This window comes from Paenibacillus sp. OK076 (assembly GCF_900110055.1).
In the GTDB taxonomy this organism is placed as follows: domain Bacteria; phylum Bacillota; class Bacilli; order Paenibacillales; family Paenibacillaceae; genus Paenibacillus.
Genome location: NZ_FOCH01000001.1, coordinates 155,016 through 177,367, shown reverse-complemented (window position 1 = coordinate 177,367; position 22,352 = coordinate 155,016). Strand labels below are relative to the sequence as shown.

The 22,352-nt window shown below is 47.3% G+C and carries 16 protein-coding genes; 3 read left to right on the top strand and 13 right to left on the bottom strand.

The features are described from left to right. Positions 1–26 precede the first annotated feature (26 nt). On the top strand, positions 27–932 hold the full coding sequence (locus BMY78_RS00770) for a helix-turn-helix transcriptional regulator (RefSeq protein WP_090893720.1): 906 nt from the start codon (positions 27–29) through the stop codon (positions 930–932). 73 nt (positions 933–1,005) lie between these two features. On the opposite strand, the gene BMY78_RS00765 is transcribed toward BMY78_RS00770, so the two are convergent. Next, positions 1,006–1,425, bottom strand: a complete 420-nt coding sequence (locus tag BMY78_RS00765; RefSeq protein ID WP_090893718.1) for a hypothetical protein — start codon at positions 1,423–1,425, stop codon at positions 1,006–1,008. A gap of 431 nt (positions 1,426–1,856) precedes the next feature. Between BMY78_RS00765 and BMY78_RS00755 the strand changes: the two genes are divergently transcribed. Beyond that, entirely contained in the window at positions 1,857–3,095 is a 1,239-nt protein-coding gene (locus tag BMY78_RS00755; RefSeq protein ID WP_090893714.1) for an RNA polymerase sigma factor, read from the top strand. Positions 3,096–3,370: 275 nt separating this feature from the next. Here the strand turns inward: BMY78_RS00755 and BMY78_RS00750 are convergent, their stop codons facing one another. The 5 genes from BMY78_RS00750 to BMY78_RS00730 all read right to left on the bottom strand — a co-directional run bounded on the left by BMY78_RS00750 (position 3,371) and on the right by BMY78_RS00730 (position 8,931). Continuing rightward, a complete protein-coding gene (locus BMY78_RS00750) occupies positions 3,371–4,399 on the bottom strand; it encodes a LacI family DNA-binding transcriptional regulator (RefSeq protein WP_090893712.1) in 1,029 nt (342 codons plus the stop codon). Positions 4,400–4,668: 269 nt separating this feature from the next. Further along, on the bottom strand, positions 4,669–6,012 hold the full coding sequence (locus BMY78_RS00745) for an ABC transporter substrate-binding protein (protein WP_079695049.1): 1,344 nt from the start codon (positions 6,010–6,012) through the stop codon (positions 4,669–4,671). A gap of 70 nt (positions 6,013–6,082) precedes the next feature. Next, entirely contained in the window at positions 6,083–6,916 is an 834-nt protein-coding gene (locus tag BMY78_RS00740; protein WP_090893710.1) for a carbohydrate ABC transporter permease, read from the bottom strand. Positions 6,917–6,928: 12 nt separating this feature from the next. Next, positions 6,929–7,819, bottom strand: a complete 891-nt coding sequence (locus BMY78_RS00735; RefSeq protein WP_072735121.1) for a carbohydrate ABC transporter permease — start codon at positions 7,817–7,819, stop codon at positions 6,929–6,931. 11 nt (positions 7,820–7,830) lie between these two features. Beyond that, entirely contained in the window at positions 7,831–8,931 is a 1,101-nt protein-coding gene (locus tag BMY78_RS00730; protein ID WP_090893708.1) for a Gfo/Idh/MocA family protein, read from the bottom strand. A gap of 643 nt (positions 8,932–9,574) precedes the next feature. On the opposite strand from BMY78_RS00730, the gene BMY78_RS00725 reads away from it, so the two are divergent. Then, positions 9,575–11,566 (top strand): DUF4832 domain-containing protein, encoded by a 1,992-nt coding sequence (locus BMY78_RS00725; protein WP_090893706.1) that lies wholly within the window; start codon positions 9,575–9,577, stop codon positions 11,564–11,566. Positions 11,567–11,761: 195 nt separating this feature from the next. On the opposite strand, the gene BMY78_RS00720 is transcribed toward BMY78_RS00725, so the two are convergent. The 7 genes from BMY78_RS00720 to BMY78_RS00690 form a co-directional block, all read right to left on the bottom strand. Continuing rightward, positions 11,762–13,603 carry an ABC transporter ATP-binding protein gene (locus tag BMY78_RS00720; RefSeq protein ID WP_090893704.1) on the bottom strand — a complete coding sequence of 614 codons (1,842 nt, stop codon included), beginning with the start codon at positions 13,601–13,603 and terminating at the stop codon, positions 11,762–11,764. Continuing rightward, positions 13,584–15,347, bottom strand: coding sequence for an ABC transporter ATP-binding protein (locus tag BMY78_RS00715; RefSeq protein ID WP_090893702.1), 1,764 nt, complete (start codon positions 15,345–15,347; stop codon positions 13,584–13,586). Before BMY78_RS00715 ends, BMY78_RS00720 begins: the two co-directional genes overlap by 20 nt. 292 nt (positions 15,348–15,639) lie before the next feature. Beyond that, complete coding sequence (locus BMY78_RS00710) at positions 15,640–17,295, bottom strand: extracellular solute-binding protein (protein WP_090893700.1); 1,656 nt, start codon at positions 17,293–17,295, stop codon at positions 15,640–15,642. Between the two features lie 62 nt (positions 17,296–17,357). After that, positions 17,358–18,227, bottom strand: a complete 870-nt coding sequence (locus tag BMY78_RS00705; protein ID WP_090893698.1) for a carbohydrate ABC transporter permease — start codon at positions 18,225–18,227, stop codon at positions 17,358–17,360. A gap of 15 nt (positions 18,228–18,242) precedes the next feature. Next, positions 18,243–19,214, bottom strand: coding sequence for an ABC transporter permease (locus BMY78_RS00700; protein ID WP_090893697.1), 972 nt, complete (start codon positions 19,212–19,214; stop codon positions 18,243–18,245). Positions 19,215–19,357: 143 nt separating this feature from the next. After that, positions 19,358–20,434, bottom strand: a complete 1,077-nt coding sequence (locus BMY78_RS00695; protein WP_090893695.1) for a response regulator — start codon at positions 20,432–20,434, stop codon at positions 19,358–19,360. A 46-nt stretch (positions 20,435–20,480) separates the two neighbouring features. Next, positions 20,481–22,259 carry a cache domain-containing sensor histidine kinase gene (locus BMY78_RS00690; RefSeq protein ID WP_090893693.1) on the bottom strand — a complete coding sequence of 593 codons (1,779 nt, stop codon included), beginning with the start codon at positions 22,257–22,259 and terminating at the stop codon, positions 20,481–20,483. Between the last annotated feature and the right edge of the window lie 93 nt (positions 22,260–22,352).

Sequence of the window (22,352 nt, the reverse complement as noted above, 5' to 3'; positions counted from 1 at the left end):
TCTCATCGAAAAAGGAGCTGGAATTTATGTCTCTCCAGCAAGCGGTATATCCTCTGCAACGAACCGTCACTTACAAGGAATGGTCTCCCAACGTACATTATGCTCAGTTCCAGAGCCTTCCTCCCGGCAAGCTGGCAAAGCGGCGTCTGTATGACTTTGAACTTCTGTACGTCTCTCAAGGTGAAGCTGCAACTTATATGAACGATAAACACCATATTTTGAAAGCTGGTCAGCTAATTATGCTGCCTGCCGGTGTCTATCACCAGAATGAGGTGGTTTCCAGCCCGGAAGCACGTTTCATTGGCATTCATTTTGATTTCTTCAACGAATTGACCATTCAGACCGAGGCAGATATGGTTGTTAACGAAGAGACTGTTCTGCACCATAAATTCGCAGTGGAAGCTTGCGCAGAGGGCATGACGCCGCTATCTATCAACCCGGTGTATACCCCTTCTCCAGCTGCGGTGCAGCTTATGGAGCAATTAGTACATGAATTTACGATGCGCCCACCGGGATATGAACTGGTATGTAAAGCCCTGATGCTGCAAATATTGACCCATCTACTGCGTTCATCCTGGCGAAGTTCATCACGTCATGATTCGGTACACGGAGAGAAGCTGCTCGAACTCATGAAACGTATAGAGGTTGCCCCATCCGACCCGTGGACCAATTCGAGCATCGCCAAACAATTGAACCTGAGTGTGGATCACATGGCCAAATTGTTCAAACAGGTTGCGGGCATGCCTCCCAACGAATATATTCAATCCATACGCCTAAGCGAGGCACGCAAACTGCTGCGGGAAACGGATTATTCCATTGAGGCTGTGGGTGTACAAAGCGGTTACCCAGACATTCATTATTTCAGCCGCATGTTCCGCAAATATGAAGGCATTTCCCCCCGGGAATACCGGAAGTTGTCCAGAATGTTATAAAAAAAGGAGCAGCCTGCCAATGTGCAGTCTGCTCCATGCTTTTTGAACTATCGTTTCCCGTTAGTTTAACAACTTAGGGTGTAACATTCATGACGACAAATCCTAAATCGTAATTGTGGCGGAAAGTTATTTGATACTTTTCTGCTTTCTTGTCTACCTCATTGTTAATAACCTTGTGAACACTTGCTATTACATCCAATACATAAAAATCACCATCTACCGTTTTCATATTCGCTATTTGAAACGGGTCAAAGCTATAAACATTATCTTTCCCTGTCTTTAAGTATTGTTTTTCTTGGAGCGAAAATAGTAGCTTCCTTTGCAATTCAGTCGTTAAGATACGCTCCAATTGTTCTTCTCTTGTTTGTGGGAATTTCCATAATGCAACCCATTCAATCGAATCCTTACCTTTAGACACTTCATCATGTGGATGAGCTACACTTACTAACGGAATGGAAAATATAGCCACAATAGAAAGGACTAGAATGGACATCAAAATTTTTTCTCATACAATCACCCACCATGATTTTTCCTCATATGGGTGAGTTTTATGTATAAAGGAGTTGTTCTGTTAAACTGCCCGTTAGTTCAATTGGTTGGGGGGCTATAAATTGAAAGATTCCAATCAAGATGAACAAAGTCACGAGTACTGTTATAAAAGTTAAGCTCAACCTCAATATATTAGATGACTGAAGTTGTTTGTTCTGAACTTGCTTTTCCAGAAAGCCAATACGTTTTTTAAGCTCCTGAATCTCTTTCTCCATTGGTAATCCTCACTTAATACCACATAATTGCCTTTACGCTTTGCTTTTTCGGTGTTTAAAAAAAGTGGAGTGGCGTCGTGTAAAATTATTTTAAAATGATGTGGCTTTTTACCTCCCTTCGGTGTCTAATGAATTGTAAGTTCAGGAGGAGGTACTACTGGTGTCACGAGCTCAAGACAAAAAGAAAATCCCTGTTCTTCCGGAGGAGCAGGAGCACATCCAGCATTTCGAAGTCATTTATAATCAATATCGAGATAGAATTCGAAATTACATTGCAGTAAAGACAAATTCGGCAACGGCTGATGACTTAACGCAACAAGCTTTTTTAAAAGCAATGGAAAACTTTCACTTGTTTAAGTGTAACTCCAGTATATTTACTTGGCTATTCAAAATCGCGCAAAATATTGTGAAAAACGAGTATCGTACGAGATCACGAAATAAAGAAATGGTGCACGAAGTAATCGATTTTCAGTCCCAATCGATATCCCTCGATATTGCTAGAGATGTCGATATCCGTCTTGATATTAGTGCTGCATTAGCCCGATTGAATGAATTAGATCAGCAAATCATATCATTGCGTTTTTTCGTCGATTGCACTTTATTGGAAATATCCAAAATCATCGGGATGCCTCAAAGCGCAGTCAAGAACAGACTCTATCGTGCCTTAAACAAACTAAAAAAAGAATTAAAAGAATGGGGTGACATTACAATCATGTCTATTAAAGAATTGATATCAATTGTGGATAAAAGCGAGGCTCCCTCCAAAAATAATGGTATGAACAAGGTATACCATGACTTATTTGAAGAGTTGAAAAGCAATGTAGATCGAATTATTACAACCTATCGTCATCGGCCTTCTCAGAAAATCGCTATTGAGATCTATCCGGATCTATCCACTTTTCATCAAGCAATAAACGAGCCGGATGCGCCCAATTGGTTTATGGGAACCTATGAAGACAATAAAATTAAAATCGTATCCCCACTCAATCCAGGCCCTGAACATACGTATCAATCGGTACTACGGCACACTTTAAGCTTGTTTACGATGTGGTTAGTGAAGGATATTAATCCGTTGGCACCGAAATGGCTTACACACGGGCTCGGCGGGCATGAAGCCAAACAAATGTCACAAGAATATATCCAGTATAGCACCTCCGAAGCGATTCAAAATAACGCTGTCCCTAGCTTTCAAGCATTAACTAATGATACCTGGGATTTCGAGAAGATAGGGGGATATGGATTCTCGCACTTGCTCGTAGAATATCTCATCCATTCATACAGTTTAGATGCGCTCAACAAATTCATACGCGATGCCACTGATTTTCAAGGCGCATTTCAAGTATCGGAAGCTGAGCTGCACGGGATGTGGGTGCAATATTTAAAATCTAGGCTATGTTAAATTTTGATACTAGTATTTGACCATAACAAAACCACCTTCGAAAAGGTGGTTTTGTTATGGTCTCCCATAGCTCAACAGTACACTATACATTGTTCTATCTAGTACAGCCTTATAGCCCCAATCATTAAACTATCCTGCCCGTTAGCTTAATCTGAAATTATAGACAGTCCACTGGTGCATAATGCATCAATATATTGATAAACAGTCTAACTTTCATACATTTGTTTTGCAGTTATTTTGGTGCTTGAATTCAGCATCCATGAAATTACCAAAAGCTATTCTCGCTTGCCATTGGAAGACTGGCGGAATATACAGCGGTACGGAACGATCATTTTGACAGCCACTTCATATGAATGATCCAGATAATCGAGCAGCTGTTTAACCGCGAACATGCCCATCTCCAGCTTGGGTACATGAATGGTCGACAACGGCGGAGAGGTGAATTCGGATATTTCAATATTATCTACCCCAAAAAAAGCGATATCCTCCGGAATGCGGAGCCCCTGTTCGGTTGCAGCACGCATGGCCGCAATCGCCATCATATCACTGGCTGCAAAGATGGCTGTAGGTCTGTTCGCATTGTTGGTAAATGCCTGCTTGGTCAATTCATAACTCAGCGAAACATCCCATTTCACATCGATCACCCAATCATTATCAATAGGTAATCCCGCATCCGTCATGGCACGCCGATAACCAAGAAACCGTTTTTCCTCACGAAAATCATTCTTGAATTCTGCTCCGCCAATGTAGGCAATGATCCGATGCCCTTGGGCAATCAGATGATTCGTTGCCTCCCTCGCCGCCTCTTCACGATCATAACCGACGACCGGAATGTCCGGGTCCGTAATATCCACTCCCACAACAGTCCGTACATTAGCCTTGAGCCAGCGATAGGCTTCCGGATCAATCCGTTCCACCACAATCATGCCATCAATCTGATGTTCCTTCACTAGTGACTGCAGCTGCACGATATCCCCATCGTTTTCGATGCTGTACACAAATTCCAGTCGCATGCCTGCTTCAGCAAGCTGCTTCTCAATCCCTTCCATAATGACTGAAAAATAAGGACTGTTGTATTTATTTTGGGGAATAGCCACCACACAGCCGATCGCATATGCCGTCTTGGGCTGGACCTTTTTCTTCTTGGCCGGACGCTGTGAACGGTAGCCCAGCTCCTCAGCGGTGTCCCATATTTTTTTGCGGGTTTCATCGCTGACCGATCGATTGACATCGTTCTTCATCACACGTGAAACGGTAGAGATCGATACACCAACGCGGTCTGCAATATCCTTCAATTTTGCCATGTGAAGTCCCCACCTTTCCTTTAACTATGTATTTAAACCCCATTCGTATTGGGGCAATTTCATCTCTTCAAACACAAATTTGCGGCAAATATAATTCTATATTTCTACTGGCCAGAAGTCAATGAAATGGTGCGTGGGCACAGTCTTCTATAAAATAATAGCGGCAGTCAGGGAGCTTGCTGTCCCCCATAACTGCCGCAATTTTGATCCTTTTTAAGAAAACGTATGAAGCTCTTCCCCTCTTCCCCCTCTTGATCGGCTTCATTCACTTATTGCATCTTGGAGGCCAAATCCTTAAGCGCTGCGTTCAGATCACCATCTCCGGCAAGTGGAAGCTTGAGTGATTGCTCACCATACGTCCAGACCAGATCGGTTTTCTTGGTTGTAAAGGGAGATACAATGCCATACTGCTGCGCATCCAGGAAGATTTTATTATCTTCACCTACAGTGGCAATATAAGCATCCGCTGCGGCCTTGTTCGCCGGAATCGAGTATCCCTGCTTCGCCAGTTCTGTCTGTCCTTCCGGACCCGCTAGCCAAGCCAGCAGCTTGTAAGCCGCCTCTTCATGCTTTGTATTGGAGCTGATGGCAAGACCTGCTGGCTGAACAACGGTTTGGTTGGTTTTGAATTTTGGCAAATAGGAGATACCGTAATCCACACCAGCCTCCTGGTAGTTGGTTGTATTCCAGCTGCCACCCGGATTCATCGCTACTTTGGATGTAGTAATCGCAAGATTCACCTGTCCACCCAAACCTTCAATCTGTGCAGGAGTGGTGTTGATCTTTTTATTTTTGGTCAAGTCGATAAAATAGTTCAGCACTTCCATCGCTTCAGGTGTCTCAAGCGCAAGGGAGCCATCGTCATTCACCAATTTCGCACCGTTGGACCACAATTCCGGCTCCAGGAACCAATCCATCGTTGATCCTGGTGAAATGGACAAGCCCCACTGCACAATGTTTCCGGCGTCAAAACCCGCTTCGTCTGCGCTTTTCCCGTTCTTATCCAGCGTCAGCTTGGTTGCAATGTCAGTAATTTCATCCCACGTTGGCTCAAGCGATGGAACGGGAGCTTTATGAGGATTCGTGGCTTCATTCTCAAAAATCGCTTTGTTGTAATACCATACGATGACGTTGGCATCGATAGGCAAGGATACTTGTTTACCCTGGTACTGGTGAAGACCGAGCAGACTTTTGTCCACATTGTTCAGATCAAACTGATTTTCCGCGAGCAAGCCGTCCAATTCCTTGAAAATGCCCAGCTCGGCGTATTTTTCCACGTATGCATAACTCGTTTTGAACACGTCTGGAAGTGTCCCCCCCGCTGCATTCGCTGTTAGTCCATCCCAGTAGCTGCCCCAATCCTTGCCTTCGAGTTTGACCTTAATATCGGTATTGGCCTTCATGAACTGATCCAACAGTTCCTGTGTACGATGAAGCTCTTCTGCCGTCCCCCACTGGGAGTATGTGATTGTTACAGGTTCACTCTGGCTGCCGCCGGAACCAGAAGAGTCGGCGTTTTCGGACGATCCCCCGTTTCCACATCCACTGATCACCACCATTGTAGCAAGTACAAGTGCCCAAACATTGAATAGCCGTTTACTCTTCGCTCTCATATACACAGCTCCCCTTTAAGTCATATCAATAAGTCCTGTTCACCTGAAAACCGGAAAGCAGGCAGCCACTCTACCCTTTGGTGCCCGTAAGCACCACCCCCTCGACAATATAACGTTGTGCAAACAGATACAGCAGACCAATAGGTACAATACTGATAAATGCACCTGCAGCAAGTGCCGGTAAATCCTGGCTCGTCTGTCCAATCAACAGCTGCAAGCCTACGCTCAGCGTAAACATTTCTGCATTTTTGATATACAGGAACGGCCCCAGAAAATCGAGCCAGGAGTTCACAAAGGCAAAAATAATAGTCGTCATAATAATGGGTTTGGACAGCGGCATAATGACTCGTGCATATACCGTCCAGCGATTGCCGCCATCGAGATATGTAGCCTCGTCCAGCTCCTGGGGAATGGTCATGAAAAACTGTCGGAACAGGAAGATATAATAGGCACCTCCAAGCCAGGCTGGCACAATGAGCGGCAACCAGGTATCAATCCAGTTCAGCTTGGAAAAAAGGACGTACGAGGGAATCATCATAATGGATGGAGGAATCATTAAGGTAACAAGCACAACCGGGAACAGAATATTCCGGTACTTGGTTGCAAAACGCGAGAAACCGTAAGCGACAAGTGAACTGGACACCACCGCTCCCGCTGCAACAAAAAAGGAAATGATAAATGAGTTCTGAATCCACTGCCACATCATCGGCTGCACAGCGAACAACCGTTCAAAGGCTTCCAGGCTGAATGTGTCTGGCAGGATGGTTGGAGGTACCTTGTAGGTTTCCGCTTTGGTTTTCAGCATGGTCGAGAGCATCCATACCAGAGGCCCTGCGAACAGCATTAATGCTGCAATCAGCATGGTATATTGGGACGCTTTTACCGCTATTTTTCGGCTGTTCATGTAACTCTCCTCCTATCGTTCTCCCTCGTAATACACAAAGCGGTTTGAAACTTTCATCAGGATCAGGGTGACAAGCGAGATCACGGCGAACAGGAAAATCGACTGCGTCATCGCCATGCTGAATTTCAGATCGGTAAAGGCCGACTTGTAAATATTGTAGACAAACGTATAAGCCGAGTAGTTCGGGCCTCCCTTGGATAGCAGCAGCGCTTCTGTAAACATCTGAAAGTTATACATCGTCTGAATAATGATGACAAACAGGATGGAAGGACTGATCATCGGCAGTGTAATTTGGAAAAATCGGCGAATCCCGCTTGCACCGTCAATTGCAGCAGCTTCATACAAATGTCTCGGTACATTTTTCAGTGCAGCCAGGAAGATCAGAACCCCGCTGCCCGAGATCCAGACCTGAAGCATGATGATGACCGGCTTAATCGTATGCTCCCCGCCAATCCAGTCCACTTTGCCTATACCCAGCGCGCCAAGTCCGGCGTTCAGGATGCCGAATTCGGAGTTGAACACCAGCCGCCAGATAATAACCGTTGCCACAATGGGCACCAGGGTCGGTAAATAGAAGAAGGTACGGAACAGGGCAATACCTTTGACATTAAAATTAAGCAGCATGGCCAGACCCAGCATACCCGCCGTTACGATCGGAACACCGAATACCACGAAAAACATCGTGTTCATCAAGCTTTTCAGGAAGATGGGATCATCCATCATGTGCGTAAAATTATCGATCCCGACAAAATTAAAGTTGGTCGCTCCCGGAAGTCTCGCATCCGTAAAGGCGTAGAAGACCGAAGTCCCGAAAGGAAACAGGAAAAAGGTGATAAATCCGATAATCCAAGGCAAAATGAAGAGAAAAAACAGCAGTGTGTCATATTTTCTCAACCTGTTCATGATGACACCCCTCAGCCTGAAATTTCTTCTAAATAGACGTACCGTTCTTCCAAAATAGATTTCTCTGCCGCCAGAGCAATAAGCAGCGCGTTACGACCAACCTGAGCACTAGCAAAGGGCTGTCTGCCTTCCTGTACACATTTCAAAAAATCAATGCGCTGGGTCTGTCCACCCGTGTGTCCACCCATAATGGAATCCGACGTCACATCAATCTCGAGATGGTCCTTCGTCCAGTCCTGCCCGCCAACGATATCAATCGTTTTGTCATTACGGGCAACCATTTGGCCGCCGTTCTCTCCGATCAGGCCAATCTCAAGCCCTTCTCCCATCAGATTGCGCGGTTTCAAATACATGCACAGGCCCAGATTGGCCTTGCTGCCGTTATCATAATCAATGGTGATAAAGGCATGGTCGACGATGGAGGTATCCGAAATTTCTTTCGTCGGGTAGTGACTGTATGAATTCTGAATCCGATTAGGCTCTCCTTGCTTCATGACATGCTGGCCTCCAGAGGCAAACACGCGGACAGGCTTCGCCTGGATCATCCAGTTGAAAATATCGAAGTGATGACAATCCTTCTCTACAATCGCTCCCCCAGACTTGGTCTTGTCATAGAACCAATCCGCAGGCGGGAACGGATCACGGAATTCCTTGCACCACATCAATTTCACGTCACCAAGACGTCCGCTCTCCAGTTCCTTCTCCATTCGGCGATACAGATTCGAATACCGATATACCAATCCGATCTGCAATACCCGTCCCGAGGCTTCCGCCGCTTCTATAATGGCATCACAGTCCTCAATGGTATGGGCAACCGGCTTCTCCAGAAATACATGCTTGCCTGCTTCCAGAAAAGCGACTGCCACTTCACGATGCAAATAGTTCGGTACACTGATGACCACCGCATCCAAATCTTCCTTGGCAAGCAGCTCACGATAATCGCTAACGAGGGTAGGATTACTGTTCTTAAGTTCAGCCAGCGTACGTGCCACATTGGCTTCATTCATATCACAGATATAACGAACCTCACTATCCTCAAGCAAATCAAAACCAATGCAATGATGTGACCCCATGTCTCCTACACCGATAAAAGCCATTTTTATCTTCCCCATGCTTACACTCTCCGTTGCTCGTTAATTTGCGGCAAATGCCATGAAGCCAACTCAATGTCAATAAATCTAACAAGACTGTGACTATGTAACGATAGTAAAATAGTTTTAAATCCTTGTCAATTGATTTTGGCTAAATTTTAAATTATTTTGCGGCAATATATTTGCAGTGCATTTTACATACTACTAAACAGTATAACTCTTTATTCATCATAAATTAAGCGTTTACATTTTTATTGTATTATCATATACTTTAATTTGTATTCATTTTTATTTGCGGCAAATATTATATTATTCCCATGTGTACTCATGTTCAAAATTCAATGGAACACGCTTATTTTCAATAGAAAACACAATAAATTCTGGAAAAAATTCTGTTGAATCTCCCGTATCCATCCCCTATAATGCAATTTAGACACAGAATCCAAGAACTAAAAATACATTTTAAATTTGCCGCAAACCAAAATCACATCTTTTTAGTTGTTTATCCCCCGATTACTACCATGACTCTTACATAAAACGTTACTATTCTGCTGCTTCATGCGGATCAGAAAGGAGTTGAGCTCTCCTAACGCTCCCCTCATAACGAAATTCGGGGTGGGCAGAACGAGGTATCATTCAAAATCCATTATTCAGGAGGTATACCATGACAAGATTATTTGATAAAAGCAAGCGGAGCCTTGGATTGTTTTTGGCTTTTGTCCTCATGATTACCCTGCTATTGCCTGCGGGAGCCTTACCCAAAGCCTCTGCTGCAACCATCACCATTGATGGCAATATCAACGACTGGAGCAGCGTTAGTGCTCTCACCACCAATAGTGGCACTGCCCAGACGCTCAAGGTGACCAATGATGGAACCAATCTCTATCTGCTTATTCAAGGCTCTGGTCTGAGTACAACGATGGGCAACTTCTGGATCAATACCGATAACAATACGTCAACGGGTTACCAGGCTGCGGGTTGGGGAGCTACAGGTGTGGAGTGGCTGCTTGAAAATACGGGGTTATACCGCTACGGCGGCAGCGGAACGGACTGGGTCTGGAACTTCAACAGCACGTTGACCAGCTCCCAATTCTACCGCAGCTCCACCGTCATTGAGGTCGCTATTCCTCTCTCTACACTGCAAATCAGTGCTGGCAGCACAGTGCGGGTCGGGTATATCGACAACAGCTCGGATACGTCGAGATTGCCTGCGGCTGGACAAACACTGCCCGCTTACCTTCTGACCTCGGCTGGATCGGGTGGTGGTACAGGGAACAATACCGTAGTGAATCCTGTAGAGCTGGACAGCCCACTCAACAATCCATTCAAAGGCTGGGCGCCTTCGGCCAAGAGCACAACATATACACAGCCACACAGGCTTGTATATGCTGGTGTAACTTGGAAGGAGCTGGAGTCTACCAAAGGCACATATGATTTTAGTGCAATTGAAGCCGCCAACAATTTTGCCTACTGGAAAAGTAAAGGGGTCAAAGTGGTGTTTCGCTTCATTCTGGACAGCCCGACAGGACAGGCTCATCGGGATATTCCCGACTGGCTCTACAATGACATGATTGCTCGTGGAGAATCGCCTGGAACCGTATACAACGATACAACCGGAGGCATGGGTACGGGAAACAACATGGGCTTCTCCCCCAACTACAACTCCACCTATCTGCAAGAACGGCACAAATTAGCCATCGAAGCCATTGCGGCAAGGTACAACACGAATGATCGTCCGGTCGCCTTTGTCCAGATCGGTTCTCTCGGACACTGGGGCGAGTTCCATACGTGGCCTTATGTCGGACCTAATGGTGAAACCAATTACACAGGTGCTTTCCCGACCAATGACATCTCGAACAAGTATGTTCAGCATTATATTGATGCCTTTGCTGGCAAAGAGGACAAAATGCAGGTTCTGATCCGGCGCAGTATCGCCCTCGCCAAAACCAATAATAAAGGCATGGTCATGGGCATGTTCAACGATGTGTTTGGACATAAAGACAGCTTTGATGCCGATTGGGGCTGGTACACAGGTACACAGAACGGTTATTGGGATGATATCGGCCAGCAGCAGCCAGGACATCCGAACTTCTGGGAGACACGTATCTCAGGCGGCGAATTTTACGGGGGAGCTACCGGCATGCTTGCGGCATTAACTACCGGCAGCGGATTTACGGAAACGTTGCGCCAAACGGAGCTTAGCAAACCAAGTTGGCTGGGACCGAATTCCCCTGCCTCGCTTCCTCTAAATCATGCCTTGCAGGCCAATATTGATGCACTCAAGAAACGAATGGGTTACCACTTTGTCGTGAAGGAAATTTCGCATCCATCCACCATTAGCGGAAGTACGTTTACAACAACGATTAAAGTGGAGAATAAAGGTGTACAGCACTTCCCATTTGCGTGGCCGGTTGAAATTCAACTGCGCAGCGGCAATACCGTGGTCGCCAAGAAAACAACAACCGTTAATCTGACCACGTGGAAAACGGGTACCTACACCCTGTCCGATTCCATTCCGGTCTCCGGTCTTGCTGCCGGAACCTATGATATCGCGATTGCGATCATTGACCCGGAAACGAATAAACCTGGCGTAGACTTTGCCAATACAAACAAGCTGACCGACGGCTCGTTCAAGCTGAGCAGTGTAACGAAATAAATTACCACAAGCTACAATTCATATCCAATTCAAATGCAAAGAGCAGGAATGCAGGGCACCATGCCCTCCATACCTGCTCTTTCTTTTCCGGGTATAAGAAACTGAACATTCTTTACCAGGATAGCTGGAAACTATCCAATAGAGCCTACAGAAAAGAGCATGGTCGCCATTGTTCTTGGTCCATGCTCTTCTGCGTTATTGCGCCTTGTTCCGCAGCTGACTGTAATACAGTTCGCTGTAGAAGCCACCTTGTTCCAGCAATGCGTCATGCGAACCTTGCTCCAGGAGCTGACCATCCTTCAGTACAAGAATACGATCGGCTTGGCGGATCGTGTTCAGTCTGTGAGCGATAACAAAGCTGGTGCGGCCTTGCATCAGGCGCTGCAGCCCTTCCTGGATTTTGATCTCCGTCACGGTATCGATACTGCTGGTCGCCTCGTCCAATACAAGGATGGACGGATCGGCCAGAATTGCCCGGGCAATCGCAAGCAGCTGCTTCTGTCCCTGACTGATGCCACTTCCGTCGGCCTGAAGCACTTTATCGTACCCGTCCTTCATCCGCATGATGAACGAATGAGCATTCGCCAGCCTTGAAGCAGCTTCCACCTCTTTGTCAGTCGCATCCAGACGGCCGAAACGGATATTTTCACGAATCGTGCCCTGGAACAGGAATGAATCCTGAAGGACAAATGCCATATGTGAGCGCAAATTCTCGCGCCGAATGGTCGTAATGTCACGTCCATCCACCGTTAGTGTACCGGATGTAGGATCATAGAAGCGGGATAACAGCTGAATCAATGTTGTTTTCCCTGCCCCGGTCGGACCTACAAGAGCAATCATCTCACCCGGCTTGGCTTCAAAGTTAATTTCATGCAAAATATTGCGTCCTTCATCGTATCCAAAGGATACCTTGTCGAAGCGAACGGCTCCCTCCACCTTTTCGAGAGATACTGCTGCGCCTTCATCCTTCGCTTCCTCATCCTCATCCAATACCTCGAACACACGCTCTGCCCCGGCAATCGCAGACAGCAACGTATTCCACTGGTTGGCCAGATCGTTGAGCGGACGGGTAAACTGACGGGCATATTCTACGAAGATGATAATCACGCCGACGGTAACGGAACCTTGAATCGCCAAGATCCCGCCAATGCCTGCGACAATCGCAAAGCTCAGGTTGTTCAGACCATTCATCAGCTTTGGAATAAAACCGGAGATGGTCTGTGCCCAGAAACCGGACAACCGGATCTTCGTATTTCGTTCCTCAAAGCCGCGAATGACCCGCTCCTCCTGAGAGAACGCCTTGATAATCTTCTGCCCGGACAAGGTTTCCTCAATGTACCCATTGAGTTCGCCGAGATTACGTTGACGCTGTTTGAACAACGGTCCGGTTCTGCGCGTTATCCAGCGCATGCCGATAGCCATCAGTGGTACCACGATAAATGTAAGTAAGGTCAGCAGCGGACTTAACCAGAGCATCACGCCAAACGTTCCGATCAGTGTTAACACACTGGAGAAAATCTGGATGGCCGAGCTGTTCAGCGTACCGCTGACATTCTCAATGTCGTTGGTAACCCGGCTCATGATCTCCCCCTGCTGACGCTTGCCGAAGAATGGAATCGGCAGTTTGTGCAGATGGGAGAACAGATCATACCGCATGCGGAACACGGTCTCCTGTGCAATTTCGATCATCCATATATTTTGCAGCCATGACGTCAGGGAGAAGAAAACGTAGACTGCCACCAGACCCAATAAAAATGTCGTCCAGCTGGAACTCGTTGCTTCTCCATCAATGAATTTATCCACGGCCACACCGACCATATAAGGACCAAGCAAAGCGAGTGCAGAACTGGCAAATACCATCAGCAGCACCATCGTCAGCTTGACCTTGCGACGGGCCAGATACGTCCAGATTCGGCCTAACGTACCAGACCAGTTCTTCGCCCTTGCCTTCGGCTTGCGACCTCCTCCTGCCTTCAGCGTATCGGGATCAATCGGAGGCGGGGGCTGACGGAAAGGTTCAATGAATGCTTTGAACATGTGGTGTACCCTCCCCGTATTGTGATTCATAGATTCGGCGATACAATTCGGATGAATCCATCAGATCCTCATGTTTCCCCTGTCCAATCAGACGCCCGTCGTCCAACAACAGAATCAGATCCGCAGAGGTGGTTGAGCTGATCTTCTGCGTGATGATAAACGTTGTACACGACAGCTCTTCCAGTGCGCCCAGCAGCCTTGCTTCCGTGGCTACATCGAGCGCACTTGTACTGTCATCCAGAATCAAGATGCTTGGACGACGAATCAATGCACGGGCAATCGAGAGCCGCTGCTTCTGTCCACCCGACAGATTGACTCCTCGCTGACCCAGCTGTGTATCATAGCCATTCGGCAGCTTCTCAATGGTCTCGTGAATCTGGGCACGCCGCGCTGCTTCCTTGATCTCTTCGAGCGTTGCGTCCTCCCGGCCCCAGGCGATGTTATCCCGTACCGATCCGGTAAAGAGGACCACCTCCTGCGGCACATAACCGATAGCTCCGCGCAATGTGGCTATGTCCAACTGTTCTGCGTCATTACCATCGATACGAACCTCGCCGTGATCTTCGGTATAGAGCCTTGGAATGAGCTGTACCAGCGAGGATTTACCCGAGCCTGTCGCTCCCATGATGGCGATACGTTCACCTTGTTTGGCTGAGAACGTAATATCCTCCAGCACGGTAATTTCACTGCCCGGATAACTGAACCCTACACCCTGAAAATCAACTGCACCCTGGATCACAGGATTCCCTTTACCCGTTTTTGCAGAACGATCTGTGTCCATGGATTGACCCGAATCCGAAACTTCCTCCGTGTCAAAAACTTCGTTAAGCCGTTGTGCCGAAGCACTCGCTCTGGAGAAGGTCACCAGAATCCAGGACAGCGCAGACATGGCGCCAATGGTGCGAAGCAGATAGTTAATAACTGCGACGACTTCACCCACGGTTGCACTTCCGGTAGTGATGTCACGTCGTCCAAACCATAGCACGGCGATGATACAACCATTCATCATGAGCAGCATGAATGGCATCGTCGTCTCCGTCAGGCGCAGCGCGGAGATCGTGCCCTTCATCAGCTTGCCGCTATATCCGGCAAAGCGTTCAATCTCGTGGCCCATCCGGACGAATACACGGATCAGCCGAATGCCTGTCAGATTTTCCTGGATGACTCCGTTGACGGCATCCAGTCTGCGCTGCACATTGCGGAACAGCAGCGCTGCCTTTTTGATCATCCAGATGACAAACACGAGCAGTACAGGCACCATCACAACAAGCAGCAGACCCAGCTTCGGATTTACCACAACCGCCATGATCATGCTCCCAATCACCACCAGCGGTACACGTGTCATGAATCGCAGACTCATAAACACCGTATCCTGCACCTGTGTAACGTCTCCGGTCAACCTGGTAATCAGGGATGATGTGGCAAACCGGTTAAACACTGCATAAGAGAACGCTTGCACTTTGTCATACAGCTTCTCCCGCAGATCGTAACCGAAGCCGAGACTCGCATGTGACGCAAAAAACGAACTCGCAATTCCCGCGGCAAACGCCACAACGGCACTGCCCACAAGCACTCCACCCCATAGCCAAACCACTGACAGATCTCCTTGCTGGATACCGTTATCAATGATCTTTGAGATTAAATAGGGTTGAGCCAATTCGACCGTCAATTCAATCAGCATCATGACCAGTGCTGCGATGGCGGCGACTCGATACTTCTTCAAGTAGTACAACAGCTTGATCATAACCATTCCTCCGGCCCAGAGCGTTTCATCTTCGTGACGATTTGGTATGTTCACGCAGCTAGCTCCGTTAGTCTCTTTACATAAATCTATGTAAAATTTCACGTATCCAATACGCCTATTATATCGCATTTTGAACTTTCAAATCGCTAATATCTTCTATGCTTCTTATTATTAACCTGAAATAGACTTGGAGTGAACATTCATCTGCAACAAAAAACCTGAGCAGACTGCCCAGGTGCGATGATATTCCAATTCGAATACGTTTATTGACACTCAACTCATCCCAGCTATTTTACTCAGACTTCTTGAAATCGGCTTGCTGCTGTTCATAGATTTCATAGAAATCATCCCAGACAAGTACATTGTCCTTTTCTTTGCTCCACCAGTCTTTGTACCATGTTTCAATCTCCGGGCCACCACCCTGTTCCCACTTTTGCTGCGCTTCTGCAGCAGCCTGCTCAACTGTATACTTACTACCGCTGATAATGGAACGGGTGAAAATATCATTAATGGCTGTCGTCACATTGGTAAGCTTCACCTGAAGCTCTTTGGGCAGCTGCGGCATATGTTCTGAGTGGGTAACGCCTTCACCCACCGGCAGATCGTTCATGTATACTTCCCTTGCTTCCTTGAAGAGGCGAAGTCCTTCCTTCTGGGAAGGGATTTCCTCACTAAACAGCATTTCGGTGTAACCGCATTTGCCTTCCTCCAGGCGGCTGTACAGCATCGCGTAATCACCAGCCCAGCTTATTTCCTGTTTGTACTTTTCCTGATCAGATATACGCGGGCAGCCCTGTTCGTTCAACGTATAATGAGTGCCTTCGAACCCGTTCTTGACCGTTCGGCCTGTTTCGGTTTTGGTTAGAAAATCAATATATTGAATGACGGCTTCCGGATTTTTGGCACGGGCATTCACAACGGCCGTCATCTGCACCGGGTTATTCCATACCATCGTATATTGACCCACCAATGTGGAAGGCAGGGCAATGACCTTCAGCTTGGCATCAGGCACATTCTGCATGAGCGTATCCAGTTCCTTGGCCGCAAATCCAGTGTAATCAGCCGTCATTGCCGCATACATGCCTATTTTCCCGTTCAGGAAATCCTGTTTGGACTTAGCTCCATCCTTGTCGGTCAGAAAATCCTTGTCTACTACCCCCGCCTCAAACAATGCCCGCTTAAACGCCGTCATTTCCTTCATGTGATTGGGGCCAACAACGATCTCCCCGTCCTCCACGTTCACCCAATTGGCATTGTACATGTAGCGGAATAATCCCGCAGTGTCCCCAAATTGCAAACCTCCGATTCCAAAAGTATCGTCTGCACCGTTCCCATCCGGATCATTCTCTGTGAATGCCTTGGCGACCGCCAGCATCTCTGCTTCGTTCGTCGGCACCTCCAGGTTCAGCTTTTCCAGCCAATCTTCACGAATGAAGAAACTGGTCAGCGGAAATACCTCATTCATTCGGCCCACTTCATATAACTTGCCATCGCTCTTGATCCCAGCTTTCTTTAACTGTGGATACTTCTCCATCAGCGCTTTATATTCCACACTGGAGTTCTCAATCAGTTCATCCAGCGGCATCAGTTGTTTTTGATTAAATAACGTATTCCGAATAGGCGTTCCGAATTCAAAAATAACATCTGGTGCACTGCCCGAAGCAAACAGCACGTTTAATTTGGACTGCGATTCCCAGCGGGGAACCGCCGTATATTTGACATTGGCCGGGCCGTTCTCATTGATCCACTTGGACCACATGTTATCCTCAATCGTTCCCATACCGCTTGGTACGGCGCCCCGATCATAGATCGTCGACGTTATATTGCCGCGCGCACCTTCCCCTTCAGCCTGCTCACTTCCACTTCCTCCTGAACACCCTGCCAGTATTCCGCCGATTAAGCCCAGAACAAGACCGGACTTCATCCATGCCTTGATGGATATCACCATAAGATCAGACCCTCTTTCTTATATAATGTGAAATGAAATAAGCGAATGGCTTGCAACCTGCACTACCCTTTAATAGAGCCCAGCATAACCCCTTTAACAAAGTACTTTTGCAAGAATGGATACACTGCCAAAATGGGAATGACCATCACGATTACGGCCGCTGCCCGAATGCCTTCTGGCGTTAGATTCGAAATCATCGTCGGATCGGTAAAATCCTGCACGTTCAGATTGGACATAATCATATTTTGGACCAATACAGTCATGTTGTACTTAGAGGTGTCGTTGATATAAATCATCACACTCATGAATGAATTCCAGTACCCTACACCATAGAACAGAGCAATGGTCGCCAGCAACGGTTTGGACAGAGGCAGCACGATCCGAAATAACAATCCGAGCTCTCCGCATCCATCGATGCGTGCAGCTTCGTCCACTTCCCCTGGCAGATTTTCAAAATACGATCTCATAATCAGCATGTTATACGTACTTACCAGACCTGGCAGCCAAAGTGCACCATAACTGTTCACCAGCCCAAGGTTCTGCACCACCAGATAAGTCGGAATCAATCCGCCGTTAAAAATCATCGTGAATACCATCGCCATCGTAAAAAACCTGCGGTGGTAAAAATGCCTGCGCGACAGCGGATACGCCGCCATAATCGTAACAGCCATACTCAGCCCCGTACCGATTAACGTAATCTCGACACTGTTCCAGAACGCATTCAGGATTGGCGTCCCAGTCATTAGACTGTGATAGGAAAACCAGGTGAAGTCGACTGGCCATAGCCCTACTTTACCGGATACAACGGCTCTCGCATCACTCAACGACAAAGCCACAATATTCAGAAGGGGCAGGATACAGCTGATGGCTACCAATGTTAACAACACATAATTGATCATATAAAAGACTTGTTCTCCTCGTGTTTTTCTCACTCTGCTCCGCCTCCCTTACCACAAACCTTCGTTAAATCGACGTGCAATATAGTTGGCACAATAGATGAGAATAAACGCGACCAGTGATTCGAATAATCCCATGGCCGTCGTCAGGCTGAACTGCGCTCCCTGAAGACCTGTGCGATAAATATACGTACTGATGACATCAGCAACCTCGTTCACGTTAGAGTTCTGCAGCATATACACTTGGTCAAATCCAACTTCCATCACGCGCCCCATCGACAGAATAAGCAGCAAAATAATGGTGGAGCGAATGCCCGGAAGCGTTACGTGCCAGATCTGTCGCATCTTGCTCGCCCCATCCATCTGTGCAGCTTCGTACTGGCTTGGATCGATGGTCGTTAGTGCCGCCAGAAAAATAATCGCGTTAAAGCCCATGTCCTTCCAGATACCTGACCCGACAAACACGGCGATCCAAGAGCCTTTGTTGTACATGAACGGATACGGCTCTCCCGTCCAGGCTTCCACCCATCGGTTCACAATTCCGTTCTCCAGTGAAAATACGGTCATGATCATCATTGCAATGATGACCCAGGAGAAAAAGTGCGGCATGTACACCACGGTCTGCACGGTCCGCTTAAACGCCATGTTTCTCACTTCATTCAGCATGATCGCCAGAATAATCGGGATCGGAAAACCCACGATAATGCTAAGCAGACTGAGAAATAGAGTATTACGGATGATCTCCACTGTGCGCGGATCGCTGAACAAGGTCTGAAAGTGTTGAAAGCCCACCCATGGACTGTTCCAAAGCCCGTCATAGAAGTTATAATCCTTGAAGGCGATGACCAGCCCCCCAATCGGCGCATAACGAAAGATAAGATAAAACAGGATCACCGGAAGAAACATCAATAGTAGCGGAATATTCGTCTTGAAACGGCGAAGCCGCTGCTGCCGGATTCTCTGCCTCACTTCGTTTTCTGGCGGTTCCAACCTTGGCGGCCCTGCGGCCAGCTCTCCCTTCATGTTCATCACTCCTCTCTGCTGTGGATGTCTATAGTTGTATTTTAGATATAAATGTAAGCGTAAACATTCGATATTTAACGATCCTTTTTTAAATTTCTACGCAAAATAACCCCACATCGTGGGGCTGTGTTCGGTAACAGCTTCTACTCGCTGCTCTCATGGCTCGGCTGCTTGCGAAATTCGCGGGGCGACAGCCCGGTTATCTGTTTGAACACGGTTGTAAAATAACTGGAGTTATCGAACCCGGTCTGTTCAGCAATGTCCGCCATGCTCTGCCGGGTACTGTGCAGCAGTAACTTCGCCTTATCCACTCTACGCTTGCTGACGTACTGGCTGAAGCCATGACCGGTTTCTTTTTTGAACAGGTGACTGAGATAATTGGGGGTCACGTGAACATGCGCGGCTGCCGCTTGAAGATTACAATTGCTGGAATAGTTCATCTCGATGTACTGAAGGACCCGTGTGACCACATGATCCTGTTGTTCCTGCGTAAGCCGGACCAGCATACCAAGCCATTCTTCTCTTTTGCAGCGTGCCCAAGCCATCACTTCCGCTACCGAATGAATCCAGAGCAACGGATCTGGGCCGAACTTGTCGACACTCGCAAACTGCTGAACACGGAACTGCTGCACTAACAGATCGGTCATCACTTTCATGAGCAGCTGAATCTCGGCTTTACATTCAGGGAGAGGCATCCGGGATGCATGGCTGAACAGTTCATCTATCCGTGCAGCCATTTGCTGCATCTGCTGCTTCAACAAGAATGCTGCCAACTCATCACGCAATCGATCCGATCTCTCTACCAGACTGTACTGTTCCCTAATTCGGTTATCGGATTGCCGCTGGCAGTATCGCTCATGCGCTTTGCGAAGAACACGACAGGCCTCATCTAGAGAGAAGGGCTTGAGCAGAAACTCCATAGCACCATAACGGATGGCGCGCTGTGCATATTCAAACTCCCGATAGCCCGTCAAAATAATGATCATAATGTCCTGACCACGATCATGGATCTGTTCTGCCAAGTCCAAGCCATCCATCACCGGCATGTTGATATCCGTAATAATTAGATCCGGTGTACAACTGTTTACAGCTTGCAGCGCTTCTTCTCCGTCGGCAGCTTCACCAACTACTTCCCACCCGAGTGGATTATTGGAAACCAGATGTATTAATCCTTGCCGAAACATCGCTTCATCATCGACTACGAGCATTCGTCCATTCAATGGATGTATTCTCCTCTCAGCATGTTATCTGTTCTCTTCCAGCAACCTATTCTACCTGATAGGGCAAACGAAGCCGCACCAGCGTTCCCACTTCAGCAGTGGATTCGATCTGCACACCATAAGGGTCGCCATGAATCAGTTCGATTCGTCTGATTACACTTCGCATGCCAATGTGTTGACGCTCCTCATCAGCGTGTGCCAAAGGTGCCAAAATACGATCCATCATGGATGGGTCCATCCCGCATCCGTTATCGGCTATCTCCAGAATAAGCATGTCCGATTCTGCATCATTTCCCGCGTACCGGAAGACGCGAATCTCGAGACGACGATTGTCTCTTTTGTCCGCAAAGGCATGAACAAACACATTCTCCACAATGGGTTGCAGCAGCAGCCGAATCACCTGGCAACGTAGCAGTTCAGAAGGAACAGAAATCTCGATCGATAAGGCCTCCTGATACCGGGCCTGCTGAATCTGCAGGTAATGGTCAATCTGGTTCATCTCATCCTGTAGGGTAGTCAACCGCTGGACTGGCTCCAGTGTATATTGCAGCATTTCGGACAAGGCCGTAACCAGACGCGCCGACTTCTCATCTCCAAGCATATAGAACTTCCAGAAGAACATACTTAATGTGTTATACAGAAAATGTGGATTCAACTGGGCCTGTATAGCCTTGAGCTCAGCTTGCTTTTCACTTAATTCACGCTCATAGACTTCATGAATCAACGTATCGATCCGTGATGCCATCGCATTGAATCGTTCTCCAATGAAGCCCAGCTCATCCTGTGTCTGAATCTGAACGCGTGTATCGAATTGTCCGTCGCGCACTCTTTTCATCGCGTTAACCAGACTGGCCAGTGGACGCAGCAGCCTGCGGCTGATGATGGTAATAATGATCCACGAACACAGAACCGTGGCTGCCGCAGAAAATACAGCAACCTTTACGATAATCTTGCCCTTATGCTGAATCTGAGCCAAGGATACTTTGCTGATTAACGTGAACTTGGCTTTGTCCGACGTTTGTTTTGTATACAAATGAGCGGTTCCCTGCTCGTCCCTAATCTCGGTTGCTCCCATGCTTAGTTGTGTAAGCGGTGGTGGGTCTGCATCTTGATTATGAAACGCATATACCAGTTTCCCATCTGCATCCAACAAATACGCGGCAATATCTTCATTAAGACGTAGGTCCTTAAGATAGGATTCATACAGAGAGGTATTAAAGAGGATCAACATGACCCCATACGTCTCCAGATCAACAGAACGCATTAAGCGCCCTGCCAGAATCCAGTTGGATTTTTCCTCCTGAAGAAAAGCATCTACATCCAGACGGTTCCATACATATTCTCCTCCCGTCCCTTCCAGCTTATGGACCATCTCAGCCAAATATGAGGGGTCCATCTGTTGGAACGATCCGGCAAACGTACCGAGATTAAATATGTTCCCCTTCAAATCATAGATTCGAATTCCCATGATCTCCGGTGCATCGAGACGAACCTGATACAACTGATCATCCAGTTCCTCCTCCAGCTTCATCTGATCATAGGAGGAAATGCCCGCAGCCTGCGCCTTAATTGCATTTTTCACGGAGGGATTCAGCGTAATGTAGTCCGTCACTTTATACATGTCGTGCACCCTGGAATCGAGTCTTGCAAGTACCTGTTCTGCGGTAAGACTATACTGGCGACTCACTTCCTCATTAAACAGCGAAATATGTATGCGATAAGTAATTAACCCCGTGATGCCTGATATCAATACAGTCGCCGCCGACAGAAACAAAATCAGTTTTGTTCTGAATTTAAAGCGTTTACATAACTGAATCCATCTCATCACTCTTCGCACCTCACCCTTGTCCCGCACCACTTTATTCTTAAAAAAGATATCATACCCCTATGTAAAACAACAGAAAAACCCTGACCCCGT

Excerpts from the sequence above, each read along its gene's own strand:
- BMY78_RS00770 (WP_090893720.1), top strand. The coding sequence starts at position 27 with ATGTCTCTCCAGCAAGCGGTATATCCTCTGCAACGAACCGTCACTTAC.
- BMY78_RS00765 (WP_090893718.1), bottom strand. The coding sequence starts at position 1,425 with ATGTCCATTCTAGTCCTTTCTATTGTGGCTATATTTTCCATTCCGTTA.
- BMY78_RS00750 (WP_090893712.1), bottom strand. The coding sequence starts at position 4,399 with ATGGCAAAATTGAAGGATATTGCAGACCGCGTTGGTGTATCGATCTCT.
- BMY78_RS00745 (WP_079695049.1), bottom strand. The coding sequence starts at position 6,012 with ATGAGAGCGAAGAGTAAACGGCTATTCAATGTTTGGGCACTTGTACTT.
- BMY78_RS00740 (WP_090893710.1), bottom strand. The coding sequence starts at position 6,916 with ATGAACAGCCGAAAAATAGCGGTAAAAGCGTCCCAATATACCATGCTG.
- BMY78_RS00735 (WP_072735121.1), bottom strand. The coding sequence starts at position 7,819 with ATGAACAGGTTGAGAAAATATGACACACTGCTGTTTTTTCTCTTCATT.
- BMY78_RS00730 (WP_090893708.1), bottom strand. The coding sequence starts at position 8,931 with ATGGGGAAGATAAAAATGGCTTTTATCGGTGTAGGAGACATGGGGTCA.
- BMY78_RS00725 (WP_090893706.1), top strand. The coding sequence starts at position 9,575 with ATGACAAGATTATTTGATAAAAGCAAGCGGAGCCTTGGATTGTTTTTG.
- BMY78_RS00720 (WP_090893704.1), bottom strand. The coding sequence starts at position 13,603 with ATGTTCAAAGCATTCATTGAACCTTTCCGTCAGCCCCCGCCTCCGATT.
- BMY78_RS00715 (WP_090893702.1), bottom strand. The coding sequence starts at position 15,347 with ATGATCAAGCTGTTGTACTACTTGAAGAAGTATCGAGTCGCCGCCATC.
- BMY78_RS00710 (WP_090893700.1), bottom strand. The coding sequence starts at position 17,295 with ATGGTGATATCCATCAAGGCATGGATGAAGTCCGGTCTTGTTCTGGGC.
- BMY78_RS00700 (WP_090893697.1), bottom strand. The coding sequence starts at position 19,214 with ATGAAGGGAGAGCTGGCCGCAGGGCCGCCAAGGTTGGAACCGCCAGAA.
- BMY78_RS00690 (WP_090893693.1), bottom strand. The coding sequence starts at position 22,259 with ATGAGATGGATTCAGTTATGTAAACGCTTTAAATTCAGAACAAAACTG.